The 14,665-nt window shown below is 73.6% G+C and carries 9 protein-coding genes; 2 read left to right on the forward strand and 7 right to left on the reverse strand.

What is annotated here, in order from left to right; genetic code table 11:
- Positions 1-98: 98 nt before the first annotated feature.
- The 5 genes from M1O15_RS21520 to M1O15_RS21540 all read right to left on the reverse strand — a co-directional run bounded on the left by M1O15_RS21520 (position 99) and on the right by M1O15_RS21540 (position 8,039).
- On the reverse strand, positions 99-3,797 hold the full coding sequence (locus M1O15_RS21520; RefSeq protein WP_248635745.1) for a laminin G domain-containing protein: 3,699 nt from the start codon (positions 3,795-3,797) through the stop codon (positions 99-101).
- 296 nt (positions 3,798-4,093) lie between these two features.
- A complete protein-coding gene (locus tag M1O15_RS21525; protein WP_248635746.1) occupies positions 4,094-5,557 on the reverse strand; it encodes a GntP family permease in 1,464 nt (487 codons plus the stop codon).
- Between the two features lie 117 nt (positions 5,558-5,674).
- The gene (locus M1O15_RS21530; RefSeq protein WP_248635747.1) at positions 5,675-6,112 is read right to left on the reverse strand and encodes a RidA family protein; all 438 of its coding nucleotides are present in this window, start codon (positions 6,110-6,112) and stop codon (positions 5,675-5,677) included.
- Positions 6,109-6,894, reverse strand: coding sequence for an IclR family transcriptional regulator (locus M1O15_RS21535; RefSeq protein WP_248635748.1), 786 nt, complete (start codon positions 6,892-6,894; stop codon positions 6,109-6,111). The genes M1O15_RS21530 and M1O15_RS21535 overlap by 4 nt, the downstream gene beginning before the upstream one ends.
- Positions 6,891-8,039, reverse strand: a complete 1,149-nt coding sequence (locus M1O15_RS21540; RefSeq protein WP_372499533.1) for a sugar kinase — start codon at positions 8,037-8,039, stop codon at positions 6,891-6,893. The genes M1O15_RS21535 and M1O15_RS21540 overlap by 4 nt, the downstream gene beginning before the upstream one ends.
- 161 nt (positions 8,040-8,200) lie before the next feature.
- Between M1O15_RS21540 and M1O15_RS21545 the strand changes: the two genes are divergently transcribed.
- Together M1O15_RS21545 and M1O15_RS21550 are read left to right on the forward strand one after the other, a co-directional pair.
- Entirely contained in the window at positions 8,201-9,523 is a 1,323-nt protein-coding gene (locus M1O15_RS21545; RefSeq protein ID WP_282577061.1) for an alanine racemase, read from the forward strand.
- A gap of 22 nt (positions 9,524-9,545) precedes the next feature.
- Positions 9,546-11,156, forward strand: coding sequence for an N-acyl-D-amino-acid deacylase family protein (locus M1O15_RS21550; protein ID WP_248635750.1), 1,611 nt, complete (start codon positions 9,546-9,548; stop codon positions 11,154-11,156).
- A gap of 98 nt (positions 11,157-11,254) precedes the next feature.
- Here M1O15_RS21550 and M1O15_RS21555 read toward each other — a convergent pair whose 3' ends face one another.
- Positions 11,255-13,024, reverse strand: coding sequence for a WG repeat-containing protein (locus M1O15_RS21555; RefSeq protein WP_248635751.1), 1,770 nt, complete (start codon positions 13,022-13,024; stop codon positions 11,255-11,257).
- A 106-nt stretch (positions 13,025-13,130) separates the two neighbouring features.
- The gene (gene mptB, locus M1O15_RS21560) at positions 13,131-14,636 is read right to left on the reverse strand and encodes a polyprenol phosphomannose-dependent alpha 1,6 mannosyltransferase MptB (protein WP_248635752.1); all 1,506 of its coding nucleotides are present in this window, start codon (positions 14,634-14,636) and stop codon (positions 13,131-13,133) included.
- Between the last annotated feature and the right edge of the window lie 29 nt (positions 14,637-14,665).

Below are 14,665 nucleotides of genomic sequence, written 5' to 3' on the forward strand. Positions count from 1 at the left end.
GGAGGGATCGGCTCGGCGGCCGTGAGACTGAAGGCGTGAGGGGGCCCGGCTCCGCCCTGACGGCGGCCGGTGGCCGGTCGCCGGGGCGGAGCGGCAGGTCAGTAGCCCACGAGGGACTCCACCTGGGCGGCATCGGTCATCGCGCCGGCCCACAGTCGGACGTCGGTGATCCGTCCGGTCAGATGGTTGCCCCAGGCGCTGTCGACCCAGGCCCGGCCGGTTGAGAACTGGCCTGTGCCCGTGGACGCCGTGAAGCTCAGCGGTTCGGCCTGCGGGGAGCTGCCGACGTAGAGCGTGAGGGTCCGCTTGCGGGCGTCATAGGCGCCCACCAGGCCCACTTCCGCGTCGAGGACGGCGACCTCGTCGCTGACCACGGACGCGCCCGTGCCGTTCCCGGTCAGACGGCCGAAGTGCCAGCGGCCGACCGGTACGGTCTCCATGCGCGGTACACCCTGGTCGTCCAGGACCGGGTTGCCCTCCTCGTCCAGCACCGGTTCCTCTGCGGTCCCCGTCTTCTCCAGCCACAGACTCCACGACGAGCCCGTCTCCGTACGCTGGCCCACGACCTGCGCACGGTGCCCGTCGGGCTTCGCGAGCAGCGCCTTCGAGGCCACCGCGACCTCGGTGGACACGGTGAACGATCCGGAGCCGTCGACGATCGGGCGCACGGACTCGGCCGAGCCGGACACGCCGTCGAACGCAAGCCCCTCTCCGTCCAGTCCGGCGCCGGGCGCCAGGGCGAGGTCACGGCCGTAGCCGGAGAGGTCCGGCAGGGACGAGCCGCCGGCACCGGCAGGCGCGTAGTGGGCTACCAGTTCGGCGTAGGCCTTGCCGGCCGCGTCGACGGGGCTCGCCTCACGGGCGATGAACTCGGCGAGTTGGGCGCTCTGCCACACGGCCACCTCGTCCACTTCCCCGGGGAAGTGGTCGACGTACGCGTCGCGGTACTTCACCCGGCCGATCTGCAGGGGGCCGGTGGAGGACCAGGCGCCGGTGGTGAGGGTGTCACTGCCCTGCGGCACGCCGTTGACATACAGGGTCAGTGTCTTCCTGCCGGTGTCGACCACGGCGGCGAGGTGGGTCCACACCCCGAGGGCGGCCCGTTCCCGTGCCTCGACCCGCTGGTTGTCCAGTGCGGTCGACACGGCGTCGGCGTCGGGCAGCCGCAGGCACCAGGTCTTCGCGCCCTCGCAGTAGCCGAGGAAGAAGGCGCTCTGGTGGGCGCCGTCCTGGCCGAGGACGGTGGCGGCCCGACCGGTGCTGTCGAGCCGTACCCAGGCGGCCACACTGTAGGAGGCCTGGGTTTCCAGGACTCGGCCGGCGGTGGCGGCATAGGCCTGGCCGGACATTCTCAGTGCCTTGTCCTCGGCCGTCTTTCCGCTCTCCGTGACGACGCCCCGGCGGCCCGTGCTCACCCGTGTGGCAGCGGAGAGCGCCGCGTCGTCCCGCTGCGCGGGTTGTGCCGCCGACACGTCGATCGCGGCGCCGGAGGACTCGTTGAACGTCCACCGCCCGACCGGGCCCGCCCCCTCGGCCACCAGGAACCGCACGGTGTTCTGTCCGGTGCGGCCCACGGCGTCCTTGGCCCGGACGTCGAGGGTGATCGTGCCGGAGTCGACCGGGGTGATGGTCTCCGAGACCGTGGCCCCCGTCTTCCACGGCCGCCAGGCGGAGTCCGTGGAGAGTCTGTAGGAGTAGGCCGTGTTGACGTCCTTGCTTCCGTCGGCCGGTCCGAACGAGACGGTTCCGGGCGTCCCCGGCGCGCCACGTGGTGCACAGGCACCGGGCAGGCAGGCGCCGTACACGCTGCTGAACGTGATCTTCGGTGGCTTGGGAGCCGACGCGTCCACGGTGAAGTAGCAGTAGGGGGTGCCACCGCTGCTCAGAAAGCTCTTGCCGCTGTTGTAGTAGGAGCGGGTGACGGCGCGGTAGCGGTACTGGCGGTTCTCCGCCAGGGCGGTGTCCCAATCCTTGTTCTGATCGGTCCCGTCCCCGACATAGCCGCTGCGCGGACTGAGGGCGCCGGTGGCCGGCTCCGGGACGTTCGACCATGTGCCGTCACTGTTCTTGGCGTCCACGTCGAAGTGGACCCTGAGCGAGGCCCCGCTCTCTCCTCCACTGGCCGTCTGCGGGGTGGCCGCGAGGTTGGGCGTGGGGTCCGACCACACCGTGGGGCTGGAGGCGGAGGTGGAGCAGACCTGACCGGTGCCCGTCTCGAAGCCGTACTCGGTGGGGGTGGCCGGCTTGCCGGCGTAGGTCACCACGAGGACGGCGTCGTCGTCGAACCTCTTCCAGGCGATCGGGTCGGACTCGTCCTTCGCCCTGAGCATCAGCGTCAGTTTGGAGAAGGATCCGTTGGCGAAGGACCTGACCGTCGGGGTGAGGTTCTCGTCCGGCTCGTCGGCGTTGTCGTGGAACTCGATGGCCGCCCGGGGCTGGCTGGGGCTGCACGCGCTTCCCCGGCCGGCGGACACGTTCCGGTCACCCATCTGGTCCCATGCCTGACCCGAGGCGGGCCCCTTCGGCCCCGGCCATGACGTGGACTTGGAGATCTCGTTGGTCCTCTCCAGGTCCACCCAGCGCGCGTCACACGAGAAGGACCAGGTCTCCGTGACCCGGAACTCCGCGTCCAGCACGTGCTTGCCCTTGAGGCTGCCCGGTGTGAACTCGAAGTACATGCGGTTGGTGTACGGGGTGCCGGTCGTGCAGGCGTAGAGGTATCCGCCGATCACCGCGGACCCGCACCGGCCGACGCTCATGCCGTTCTCGCCGCCGGAGAAGTTGTAGAAGACGTCGCCGTCGGAGGAGAGCACGGTCCGCTCGGACTCGTTGAGCTCCACCGAGGGGTCGATGTACAGAGGGAGTTCGGCGGGGGTCGTACGCGCGATGAGTGCGGGGTCGGGGCTGACGGCGACCGTCTCGGCCGTCACGTCGACCTCCATCACGGCGGCCTCGTCCCCCGTCCCGGGGCCGGCGAGCGGGTCGCCCTCTCCTTCCGGTCCGGCCGGTCGTGCCGGGGGGTCCTCCGACGCGGGCTCCGGGCCGGAGCGGACGGCGGAACGCTTCCCCGCCGCTGGAGCAGCCGCCTTCCGCGGCTGTGCACCGGAGTCGACCGCGTCTCCCGCGGAGTTCCACATCCGGGCAGACGGCGAGCGGAAGACGACCTGGCCGTTGCCGTCGACCGCCTCCATGCTCCCGGCCGCGCCATCGCGCATCCGCAGTCCGTCGGTTGCCAGGGTGTACGTCAGGGAGGACCCGGAGAGGTCCGAGGCGGCCTCCAGCGACTCGACCTCCAGAACCTGGCGGAAGCCTTCGACGGTGGCCGTGAGGATCAGGTTGACGTCGGGACGCACGTCCTCGTAGACGACCCGTGGGCCGTCCAGCTTCGGCTCCGGCAGCCGGCCCGGCCAGCCGAGGGACACGGAACGGCCGTCATCCCCGATGGTCACCAGCTTCTCGCCGTCGCCACCGGACGAGAAGGAGAGGTCGACGGCGGCGCCCTTCGGCCCGATCGTTCCGTCGCTCCTCCTGTGCAGGGTGGGGTCGGGTGCGGCCCACCCGCCGTCGGGCGACGCGACACGGACGGGGACGATCGACCTCTCCAGGGTGAAGGTCTGCCCGTCCGGGTTGGCGAACACCGTGTCGCGCTCTGTCCGTTCGCCCACCACCTCGACACGCTCGCCGGCGGCCGCGGCCTCGCGTTGGGCCTGACCGGCCTCCGTGACCGCGGCTTCGACGGCGACGGCCGGAGTGGGGGCAAGCCCGACCGGCAGGGTCGCCAGCACCGCGAACGCCATCGCGGACGCGAGTCCGCGCCGTCCGGCTTCCCGGCGTCTTCGAAGTCCGCACGCCTCCCACACCATTGCCCCACCCCATGTTCACAGCGATCACACAGACGAACGAATAAGAACGACAACAGTCCGTAGCTGTCAAGGGACGCAGTGCGAATGCTCTCGGTGTGGCCGGAGATGAGCACTTCATGGCGGGGTGACGCTTGCGCGGGAGATTGGGAGCTCGACGTTCCGCAGCCAGGACAGCGAACGGCCCCGCCGGAGCCTGCTTCCGGCGGGGCCGCTCCGCGTGTGCCCGGGGCTCACACCGCCAGGCTGAGTCCTGCCGCGACGGCGAAGCCGGCGAGGGAGAGGACGGATTCCAGGACCGTCCAGGACTTGAGGGTGTCGCGTTCGGAGATGCCGAAGTACTTGGCGACCATCCAGAAGCCGCCGTCGTTGACGTGCGAGGCGAAGATCGAGCCGGCCGAGATGGCCATGATGACCAGGGCCAGGAAGGGCTGGGAGTGGCCGGCGCCGTCCAGCAGGGGGAGGACGATGCCGGCGGTGGTGACGATGGCGACGGTGGCCGAGCCCTGGGCGACGCGCAGGACGAGGGAGATGAGGTAGGCGAGGACGATGACCGGCAGGCCGATGCCGTGGAAGGTGTCGGAGAGGGCCTGGGCCACGCCGCTGGCCTTGAGCACCGCGCCGAAGACGCCGCCCGCACCGACCACCAGCAGGATGTTGCCGACCGGCTTGAGGGAGGCGGTGGAGACCGACTCCAGGGACTTGCGGGTCCAGCCGCGGCGGATGCCGAGGAGGTAGTAGGCGAGGAGCAGGGCGATGGTGAGGGCGGTGAAAGGGTTGCCGAAGAACTCGATCACCGAGCGGAGGGGGGAGGGATCGAGGGTGATGGAGGAGAAGGTGGCGGCCAGGATGAGGACCAGCGGGGTGCCGATGATGGTGAGGACGGTGACGAGGGAGACGGGGGCCTCGTCGGTGCCCCTGCGGTCGGCGGCTACGGCGGCCTTGGCGTCCTCGGCGGCCTCCAGCATGTCCTGCGGTACGGGGACGAAGACCCGCTTGCCGATCCAGGCCGCGTAGACCCAGGCGGCCAGCACGGCGGGGAGGCCGACGGCCACGCCCATCACGATCACCCAGCCGAGGGAGACCTTCAGCAGTCCGGCGGCGGCCACCGGGCCGGGGTGCGGGGGCAGGAAGGCGTGGGTCATGGACAGCCCGGCGAGCAGCGGCATCGCGTAGAGGAGGATCGACTTGCCGGACCGCTTGGCGGCGGCGTAGACGAGGGGCGCGAGGACGAAGATGCCCACGTCGAAGAAGACGGGTATGCCGAAGATCAGTCCGGTCAGCCCCATGGCGAGCGGGGCGCGCCGCTCGCCGAAGAGGTGCAGCAGCCGGTGGGAGAGCACCTCGGCGCCGCCGGAGACCTCCAGGATCGCGCCGAGCATGGTGCCCAGGCCGATGATGATGGCCACATGGCCGAGGATGCCGCCCATGCCGGTCTCGATGACCGAGGTGGCGGCCGACTTCTGGACGGTGCCGAAGAGTTCGGTGACCGAGAGCCCGGCGGCGAGGCCGACGGCTATGGAGACGGCGAGCAGGGCGACGAACGGTTGGAGCCGGACTCTGATGATGAGGAAGAGGAGGAGGGCGATGCCGAGGGCGGCTACGGTGAGCAGCCCGGCGGTGCCGTCGATCAGGGTGAGCAGCCCGCCGGTGTGCGGGGTGGGCGGTGGGGGTGCGTCAGCGGCGAGGAGGTCCACGGTTACCGGTCCTTGCGGTGGGGCGGCGGGGCGTTTTCGGCATGGGTGGGGCGCGGCACGGCGCCGTGGCATGCGGCGCCGTACCGGGATGCGCTTCCTTGGAGGTGTGGCGGGTGGTCAGCCGAGGACGGCGAGGGCGTCGATCTCGATGAGGAGGCCGGCCGGGAGGCCCACGTAGACGGTGGTGCGGGCGGCCGGCGGGCCGGCGAGGTCCTTGAAGAACTCGTTGTAGATCTCGTTCATCTCGGCGAAGTGCGCGGTGTCGGTGAGGTAGACGCGGATCATCACCGCGTCCTCCCAGCTCGCGCCGCCCTCCTTCAGGATCGCCTCGACGTTGGCGAAGGTCTGCAGGGTCTGCTCGCGCAGGGTGGGCCCGGCGGGGGTCGGGGCCTGGCCCGGGGTGGCGGGGAGGAAGCCGACCTGGCCGGCGACCTGGAGGATGTTGCCCTTGCGCACGCCGTGCGAGAACTTCGCCGGCGGGGTGGTGTGGGTGGGCGGGGTGAGGGCGGTCTTGGCGGGGGACTGCTGGGGGGTGGGGTGCTGAGGGGTGGTCATGGTGCCTCTTTCCTGCCGGGCTCCTGGCCGGCTGTGGCGGGGGTGCTGCCGGAGTAGTCCCGGCTGATGGCGTCGGCGGTGCGGCGCACCAGCGGGAGCAGGGTGAGGAGTTCCTCGGCGGTGACGACCACATTGGGCGCGGACACCGACATGGCGGCGGCGACCCGGCCGTCGGCGCCGCGCACGGGGGCCGCAACGCAGTTGATGGACTCCTCGTGGCCGCCGAGGTCGGTGGCCCAGCCCTGTTCGCGTACGGTCGCCAGCTCCTTGAGGAAGGCGGCGGCGTGCGGGATCGAACGGGCCGTGTACATGGGGTAGTCGAGCTTGGCGGCGAGGGCGCGGCGCTCGGGCTCGGGGAGGTCGGCGAGGAGCAGCTTGGCGACGGCGGCGACGGTGATGGCGACCGGCTTGCCGATGCGGGAGTACATCCGTACCGGGTAGCGGCTGTCGACCTTGTCGATGTAGAGCACCTCGCCCTCCTCGTACACCGCGAGGTGCACGGTGTGCCCGGTCTGCTCGCCGAGGCGTACGAGGTGGGGGTGGGCGACCTCGCGGACGTCGAGGTTCTCCACGGCCTCCTGGGCGAGGGCGAAGAGGCGGGCGCCGAGGCGGTAGCGCTGGTCGTCCTGCCGGTAGACCAGGCCGTGCTCGTGCAGGGTGCGCAGCAGCCGCAGGGCGGTGGACTTGTGCACGCCGAGGGCGGCGGCGACCTGCCCGAGGTCGGCGGGGCCGCGGGCGAGCAGCGGCAGGATGCTCAGCGCCCGGTCGACGGTCTGGCTCATGGTGTGGCTACCTCCTGGTCCTCCCCCGTCCAGCCGGGGCCGAGGTGCAGTCTCCCCCAGGCGGCGTCGTCCAGGTCGGCCAGCCGGTCGGCGCGGTCGCGGGGCGGCGGCGGGGCGAGGTCGCCGGGGACGGTGAGGGCGGCGGCGGCCGCCAGATGGCCGTGCCGGGCCCGGGCCCGCAGCGGCAGTCCGCGCAGGGTGGCGGAGAGGAACCCGGCGGCGAAGGCGTCCCCGGCGCCCACCGGCGCGACCACGTCCACCCGGGGCGCGGGCACCTCCACCGGGTCGGCGCCGCCCGCGTACACCACGGCCCCGTCCGCACCGCGCTTGACGACCAGCACCTCCGGTTCCGGGAGGGCGGCGCGAATCGCGCCGGGGCCGTGCAGGCCGAAGGCGTCGGCGGCCTCGTCCTCCCCGGTGAACACCAGGTCGGCGCCGCGCGCCAGGTCGAGCAGGACCCGGGCGCGGGCGGGCTCGGGCCACAGTCCGGGGCGGTGGTTGATGTCGAAGGAGACCAGGGGGCGGCCGGGGCGGCGGGCGGTGAGGGCCCGGGTGAGGTCGAGGCAGCCGGGCGAGAGGGCGGCGGTGATCCCGGAGAGATGGAGGACGCGCGTGCCGGTGAGGTCGGCGGGGCGCAGGGTGTCGGGGGACATGGCGGAGGCGGCCGATCCGGTGCGGTAGTACAGCACCTCATGGGTGCCGCTGGCCCGGTCGGTGGCGGTGCGGAAGTAGATGCCGGTGGGGCGCAGCGGGTCGCGCCGTACGGCGGAGGTGTCCACTCCGTACGCGGCGATCGTGGCCACCAGATGGTCGCCGAAGCCGTCCGCGCCGACCCGGCTGACCCAGCGGGTGCGGTGCCCGGCGGCGGCCAGGGCGCAGGCGACATTGGACTCGGCGCCGCCGATGGTGCGGGTGAAGGAGGGCACCTCGGCGAGGCGGCCGGGGCGGGAGGGCAGGAAGGTGACCATGGACTCGCCGAGGCAGACGACGTCGGTGACGTACGGAGGCGGGGAGCCCGCGGCTGCCGCTCCGGTGCCGGTCGTCGGGGCAGCGGCGGAGGCCGGCGCGGCGGTGCCGGTCGTCGGCTCGGCGGCTGCTGCTCCGGTGCCGGGTGCGGTCACGTCGGGGGGCTCCTCACGGCGGATGCTGGTCGGGGGCGATGGGTAGGGCGGGAGTGCGGCGGGCTTCGGTGGGAGTGCGGCGGGCTTCGGTCGGGGGGGGGGCGGGCTTGGGGGGGGGGGGGGTGGCCGGGGTCCGTTGACCGGGTGCTGAGCCGGATGCTAGACAGCGGTAAGCGTTCTACGCAATGACCGTTGCAGTGAGTGCAACACCACCCCGTACCGCACCGGAGGGCACCGTGGCCGCCGATCATCCGCACACCGAGCGCGTCGACCACCGTTTCAAGGCGCTTCCGCCGGACGCCGAGGGGCTGACCGTCGGCGAGCTGGCCGCCGAGCGCCGCAACCTGTTCAGCGGCGGGTTCACCACCCCGGTGCTCGCCCTCTCCGCCGAGTCGGTGGAGCACAATCTGCGGCTCCTGGAGACCTACGCCGAGCGGCACGGGCTGGCCTTCGCCCCGCACGGCAAGACCTCGATGGCCCCGCAGCTGTTCGACCGCCAGCTGGCGTACGGGGCGTGGGGGATCACCGCCGCCGTACCGCACCAGGCCCGGGTGTACCGGGCGTTCGGGGTGCGGCGGATCTTCCTCGCCAACGAGCTGGTGGACCCCGCCGCGCTGCGCTGGCTGGCCGGTGAGCTGGACGCCGACCCGGAGTTCGCCTTCATCGCGTATGTGGACTCGGTACGCGGGGTGGAGCTGATGGACCAGGCCCTCACGGCGGCCGGGGCGGTGCGGCCGGTGGAGGTGGTGGTGGAGCTCGGCGCCGGTACGGGCGCCCGTACCGGGGCGCGTACCGAGGCCGACTGCGCCGCCGTCGCGGACGCGGTCGCCGCCGCGCCCACGCTGCGGCTGGTGGGGGTCGCCGGGTACGAGGGCGAGGTCCCGGACGCCACCGAGGAGCGGGTACGCGCCTGGCTGCACCGGCTCACCGGGCTGGCCGCCGACTTCGACCGGGCCGGGCGGTTCGGCCCGGAGGTGGAGCGGGTCGTGGTGAGCGCGGGCGGCAGCGCCTGGTTCGACACGGTGGCCGAGGTCTTCGCCGAGCTGCCCGAGCTCTCCCGGCCGGCGCTGAAGCTGCTGCGCTCCGGGGCGTATGTCTCGCACGACGACGGCCACTACCGCCGGCTCACCCCGTTCAACCGGGTGCCCGAGGAGGGCGCGCTCCAGCCGGCCTTCCGGCTCTGGGCCCAGGTGGTCTCCCGGCCCGCGCCCGGGCAGGCCTTCGTCAACGCGGGCAAGCGGGACGCCGCCCACGATCTGCATCTGCCCGAGGCCCAGGTGGTCCGCTCGGCGCGGGACGGCTCCCTCCGCCCGGCCGAGGGGATCACCGTCACCGGACTGTCCGACCAGCACGGCTGGCTGACCACGGCGGAGGGCGTGGAGTTGGAGGTCGGCGACTGGGTCGGCCTGGGGCTGTCCCACCCCTGCACGGCCTTCGACAAGTGGCAGCTCATCCCGCTGGTCGAGGCCGACGGCACCGTCGCCGACTACATCCGCACCTTCTTCTGATTCACGCGAGCGAGGGCAGGCCATGGACCTGGTGATACGGGATGTGACGGTGGTCGACGGCGGCGGCGGGGCCCCCTACCGCGCCGACGCGGGCATCAGCGGCGGCAGGATCGCCGCCCTGCGACGGGAGGGCGAGCCCGCGCTGAGCGGGCGGCGGGTGCTGGACGCGGACGGGCTGGCGCTCGCCCCCGGCTTCATCGACATGCACGCCCACAGCGATCTGGCGCTGCTGCGCGACCCCGACCACAGCGCCAAGGCCGCCCAGGGCGTCACCCTGGAAGTCCTCGGCCAGGACGGGCTGTCCTACGCCCCGGTGGACGACCGCACCCTGGCCCAGGTCCGCTCCGCCATCACCGGCTGGAACGGCGACGGCTCCGACATCGACTTCGACTGGCGCACGGTCGGCGGCTATCTGGACCGGCTGGACCGGGGCTTCGACGGGCAGGGCATCGCCGTCAACGCCGCCTATCTCGTCCCCCAGGGCACGGTCCGGATGCACGCCATGGGCTGGGAGGACCGCCCGCCGACCCCGGGCGAGCTGGCCGCCATGCGGCGGCTGGTCGCCGAGGGGCTGGAGCAGGGCGCGGTCGGGCTGTCCTCCGGGCTGACCTACACCCCCGGGATGTACGCGGACGACGCCGAACTGACCGAGCTCTGCCGGGTGGTGGCCTCCTACGGTGGCTACTACTGCCCGCACCACCGCAGCTACGGCGCCGGGGCGCTGGAGGCGTACGCGGAGATGGTGGCCCTGACCCGGCGTGCGGGCTGCGCCCTGCATCTGGCCCACGCCACCATGAACTTCGGCGTCAACCGGGGGCGGGCCGGGGAGCTGCTGACCCTGCTGGACGGGGCGCTCGCCGAGGGCGCCGACATCACCCTGGACAGCTATCCGTACACCCCGGGCTGCACCACCCTGGTGGCGATGCTGCCCAGTTGGGCGGGCGAGGGCGGCCCGGAGGCGGTGCTGGCCCGGTTGGCGGACGAGACCCTGGCCGAGGAGATCCGCCGCCATCTGGAGGAGCTGGGCTCGGACGGCTGCCACGGGGTGCCGATCGAGTGGGAGACGATCGAGATCTCCGGGGTGTCCGATCCGGCGTTCGCCGCGTACGTGGGCACCACCGTGCGGGCGGCGGCCGAGGCGCGCGGCGAGGCGCCGTGGACCACGGCCCGCCGGCTGCTGATCGGCGACCGGCTGGGCACGACGATCCTCCAGCATGTCGGCCATGAGGAGAACGTCCGGGCGATCATGCGCCACCGGGTGCACACCGGCGGTTCGGACGGCATCCTCAAGGGCGCCAAGCCGCATCCGCGCGCCTATGGCACCTTCCCGCACTATCTGGGCCACTACGCCCGCGAGCTGGGCGTGCTGTCCCTTCCGGAGGCGGTCGCCCACCTCACCTCCCGGCCCGCCGCCCGGCTCCGGCTGCCCGACCGGGGCCTGGTCCGCGAGGGCTACCGGGCCGACCTGGCGCTCTTCGACCCGGAGACGGTCGCCGCCGGCTCCACCTTCGAGCGGCCCCGCACCCTGCCGACCGGCATCCCGTACGTGCTGATCGACGGCCGGTTCACCATCGAGGACGGCCGCCGCACCGATGTGCTGGCGGGCCGCGCGGTTCGGCGCACACCGGTGTGAGGGCCGACCCGTCACGCCCGGGCCCCCGCTCCCCCGGCGCCCGCTGCCGCTTGCGGCGGTCCGGCACCCCGGCTGTGCCCGGCCGGCGGGCGGGTCGCTCACACGTCCTCCGGCAGGTCCAGCACCGCCAGCCATATCCGGTACTCGAAGTCGCCGTCGCCGCACTGCCAGTGGCACTGGAGCAGCAGTATCCGGCCGTCCACCCGCCACTCCCAGGAGCGGCTTCCATCGCCGTATCGCAGATACCGCCGGTCCTCCTCCGGGGTGCCGAACCGGGCGGTGAGCCGCTCCCTCAGCTCGTCGGCCAGCTCGTGGATGCCGTCCGAGACCACCTCCGAGAGGAAGTCGTAGGCGCCCCAGTGCTCTTCGGACACATACCAGCCGGCGAGCGTCAGCATGCCGCCGTACCAGCCGTGCTCCCGTAGGTCGTAGTCGTCGTCCTCGGACAGCTCACAGGGGTCGTCCTCGCTGTCGAAGACCAGCGAGCGGGCCAGGAAGAGCCGGGGCTCCTGGGTGAGCAGCCGGGCGGCCACCTCGCCCACCTCACCGTCGAAGGCCTCCGGGTGGTCGATCAGCTCCTCCCGCCCGGGCGCCAGGAACGGCATCGGTGCCGCGAAGGTGCCCGGCGCGGCCGTGCCCTCCCAGACGACGGCGCCCGAGGCGGCCCGTATCCGGAGCACCGAACCGCCGTCCGGCGCCGCGGCCTCCAGCCGGCACACCTCCCGGCCGTCCGGGTCGACCCGCACCACGGACCCGTCGTGGTCCAGGAAGGGGGCGGTGCCCAGCCCGTGGTCGAAGCCCACCGGCCAGCCGTCGTCGTCGGTGACCGGCTCCCGGTAGGGCATCGCCAGGAAGGCGCCGTCCGGGCGGAGCACTCCCCACTGCCCCTGCCACTCCCGGCGCACCACGGCCGCGCCGCAGGGGTCGAAGTGGTCGGCGTAAGTGTACTGAGGGGCGATCACCATGGCGCCGGTGGTGTCGGCGAAGCCGTAGAGCAGGTCGTTGCGCATCCGGACCAGTCCCTGGGCCGTCACCTCGCCCACGTCCCGGCGCTCGGCCTCCAGCACCGGGCGGCCCCGGCCGTCCAGATAGCCCTCCCGGTACCGCCGCTCCTCGTCGAACGCGATGAAGTAGGCCAGCCCGTAGGTGTTGTAGGACTCCAGCCGCTGGTAGCGGGGCTCCACCGCCCACTTTCCGGTCCGGTCGATCAGTCCCCACTTCTCGCCGACCCGCACCCCGGCCAGCCCGTCCGGGCCGAACGGCCGGGCGCCGTCGAAGCGGTCGGGGATCACCAACTCGCCGGACCGGTCGACATAGCCGCACCGGCCGCCCTCGGCCAGCCGGGCCCCGGCGAGCCCGCAGGCGCTGAACGGGCCCACCGCCTCGTACGGCCCGGAGAGCACCAGCGCACCTGTGGGGTCGATCCAGCCGGGGCCGTCCTCGGTGCGGACCACCGCCAGCCCGTGCCGGAACTCGGCCGCCGCTGTGAACCGGGGCGCGACCACCGGCGTACCGGACCCGTCCACATAACCCCAGCGCCCGTCCTCGTCGCCCTCGCCGTGCTGGAAGCGGCCGAACCCGTGGCCGTCCAGCGGGTGCGCGTACCGCCATATCGGCGGGGCCACCCAGCGTCCGGCCCGGTCCACGTACCCCCATCGGCCCCCGGTGTCGGCGGCCGGGGCTATCGGGCCGTGTGGCCCGTCCCCGGCGAAGGCGCCGACCGCCGTCAGATCCGGCTCCCGGACCAGCCGCCCGGCCGCGTCGACCAGCGCGAACCGCCGACCGAACGGGGCGGCGCCGGTGACCTCCACCGGCCACGGCGGACGCCCCGCCAACGTGGCGGCGGAGGAGGAAGAAGGGGGCTGCATGGCACCACTCCTGAGGGGCGGGACGACCCGGCTGTCGTCATCACAGACCGTAACCGCCGCCACTGACAACGCCCCGTCCGTACCAGGGAGGGCAGGTGAGAGAGGGTCAGATGGACGCGTCCTCTGCCTTACGCCGCTGTTCGGGGAGCGCCCGGAGGCCGCCCGCCCGACCCGCCTCGGCGCGCAGCAGCCACCATCCGGCGAGGGCGGCGAGCGCCGCGAGGACGAAGCCGTACCAGGGGGTGGCGCCCGAGGGGTGGGTCTCGTAGGTGAGGGCCGCCGTGAGCACGGCGAGCGCCCGGCCGGCGCGGCCGTCCCACCCGGCGGCGGCGACCGCGCCCAGCCCCCAGAGCAGATACCAGGGCTGCACCATCGGGGAGAGCACCACCAGCGCGGTGAGCGCGAGCCCCAGGCTGTACACCGGGTCCAGCCGACCGCGCGCCGAGCGCAGCGCGAGCAGGGCGACCAGGACGAGCGCGGCCAGCAGTCCGGCGGTCTGGACGACGGACTTCACCGAGCCGGCCGCGCCGGGGCCGAGCCCGGCGAGGAGGCGCAGCCCCTCCCCCAGGGCCAGTCCGAGGTCGCTGGTGACCGACAGGGCGGTGTGGATGGAGCCGGCGACGCTCTGGGTGCGCAGCCAGCCGAAGCCGGTGCCGGCCGCCAGCGAGGCGCCCGCCACTACGGCGGCGGCGACCAGCCCGGGGGCGAGGAGGCCCTTGGCGACCCGGGCGGCGGCCGGGCGGCCGGTGGCGGCGCGGCCGACCAGGACGCCGATGAAGAGCAGCGCCAGCGCGGCCGGCGACTTGACCATCATCGCCAGCCCCACGGCCGCGCTGCCCAGCACCCAGCGGCCGCGCCGGGCCAGCACCACCCCGGTCAGCATCAGTGCGATCATCAGCCCGTCGTTGTGGATACCGCCGACCACATGCATCAGCAGCAGCGGGTTCAGCACCCCGAGCCAGAGCGCCCCGGCCTCCCGGCCCTCCGCCTCCCGGCGCTCGCCCCCCGGGGCGCCCGTGCCGGAGGTCGCCAGGCGCCGCACCGCCCACACGATCAGCAGCAGCGCGGCGAGGGCGAGCAGCCGCAGGGCGAGCACCGCCGGGACGAGGGTGCCGCCGGTCGCCCCGGCCACCGCCCTGGCGAGCAGCAGGAAGAAGGGGCCGTACGGGGCCGGGGTGTCCCGCCAGTTGCCGCCGACGCTCGCGGCGGCGTCCCCGCCGGGCCCGGCCGGGTCCAGCACCGAGGGCCCGGCCTGGTACACGTCGTGGCCCTCCAGCACCATGGCGCCCTGGGCGATGTAGCTGTAGACGTCCGCGCTGTACAGCGGCGGGGTGAGCGCGAGCGGGGCGGCCCAGCAGCCCAGGGTGGCCAGGGTGTGCCGGACCGTGGCGCCGGACCGGCCGTACGCCCACCAGGCGGCGAGCAGCAGGGTGAGCCCGGCGTAGGCGAGGAGGGCGCCGGCCGTCTCGGCCCCGGTGCCGTGCGGCGTCCACAGGCCCCAGGGGTCGCGCGCCGGCAGGGTGCCGGCGGTCCAGCCGCCGGCCGCCATCGCGACCGCCCCCGCGAATCCCAGCCACCGCGATCCGGTGGCGCTCCGTGCCCGTGCCCACATGACCGGCCAACCTATCCCGGGCGCCGGGG

Origin of the sequence: Streptomyces lichenis (genome assembly GCF_023218175.1) — a bacterium.
GTDB classification, from domain to species: Bacteria; Actinomycetota; Actinomycetes; order Streptomycetales; family Streptomycetaceae; genus Streptomyces; species Streptomyces lichenis.

Bases quoted from the DNA above. Each gene is read 5' to 3' on its own strand.
- M1O15_RS21520 (WP_248635745.1), bottom strand. From the start codon at position 3,797: ATGGCGTTCGCGGTGCTGGCGACCCTGCCGGTCGGGCTTGCCCCCACT.
- M1O15_RS21530 (WP_248635747.1), bottom strand. From the start codon at position 6,112: ATGACCACCCCTCAGCACCCCACCCCCCAGCAGTCCCCCGCCAAGACC.
- M1O15_RS21535 (WP_248635748.1), bottom strand. From the start codon at position 6,894: ATGAGCCAGACCGTCGACCGGGCGCTGAGCATCCTGCCGCTGCTCGCC.
- M1O15_RS21545 (WP_282577061.1), top strand. From the start codon at position 8,201: ATGACCGTTGCAGTGAGTGCAACACCACCCCGTACCGCACCGGAGGGC.
- M1O15_RS21550 (WP_248635750.1), top strand. From the start codon at position 9,546: ATGGACCTGGTGATACGGGATGTGACGGTGGTCGACGGCGGCGGCGGG.
- M1O15_RS21555 (WP_248635751.1), bottom strand. From the start codon at position 13,024: ATGCAGCCCCCTTCTTCCTCCTCCGCCGCCACGTTGGCGGGGCGTCCG.
- mptB (WP_248635752.1), bottom strand. From the start codon at position 14,636: ATGTGGGCACGGGCACGGAGCGCCACCGGATCGCGGTGGCTGGGATTC.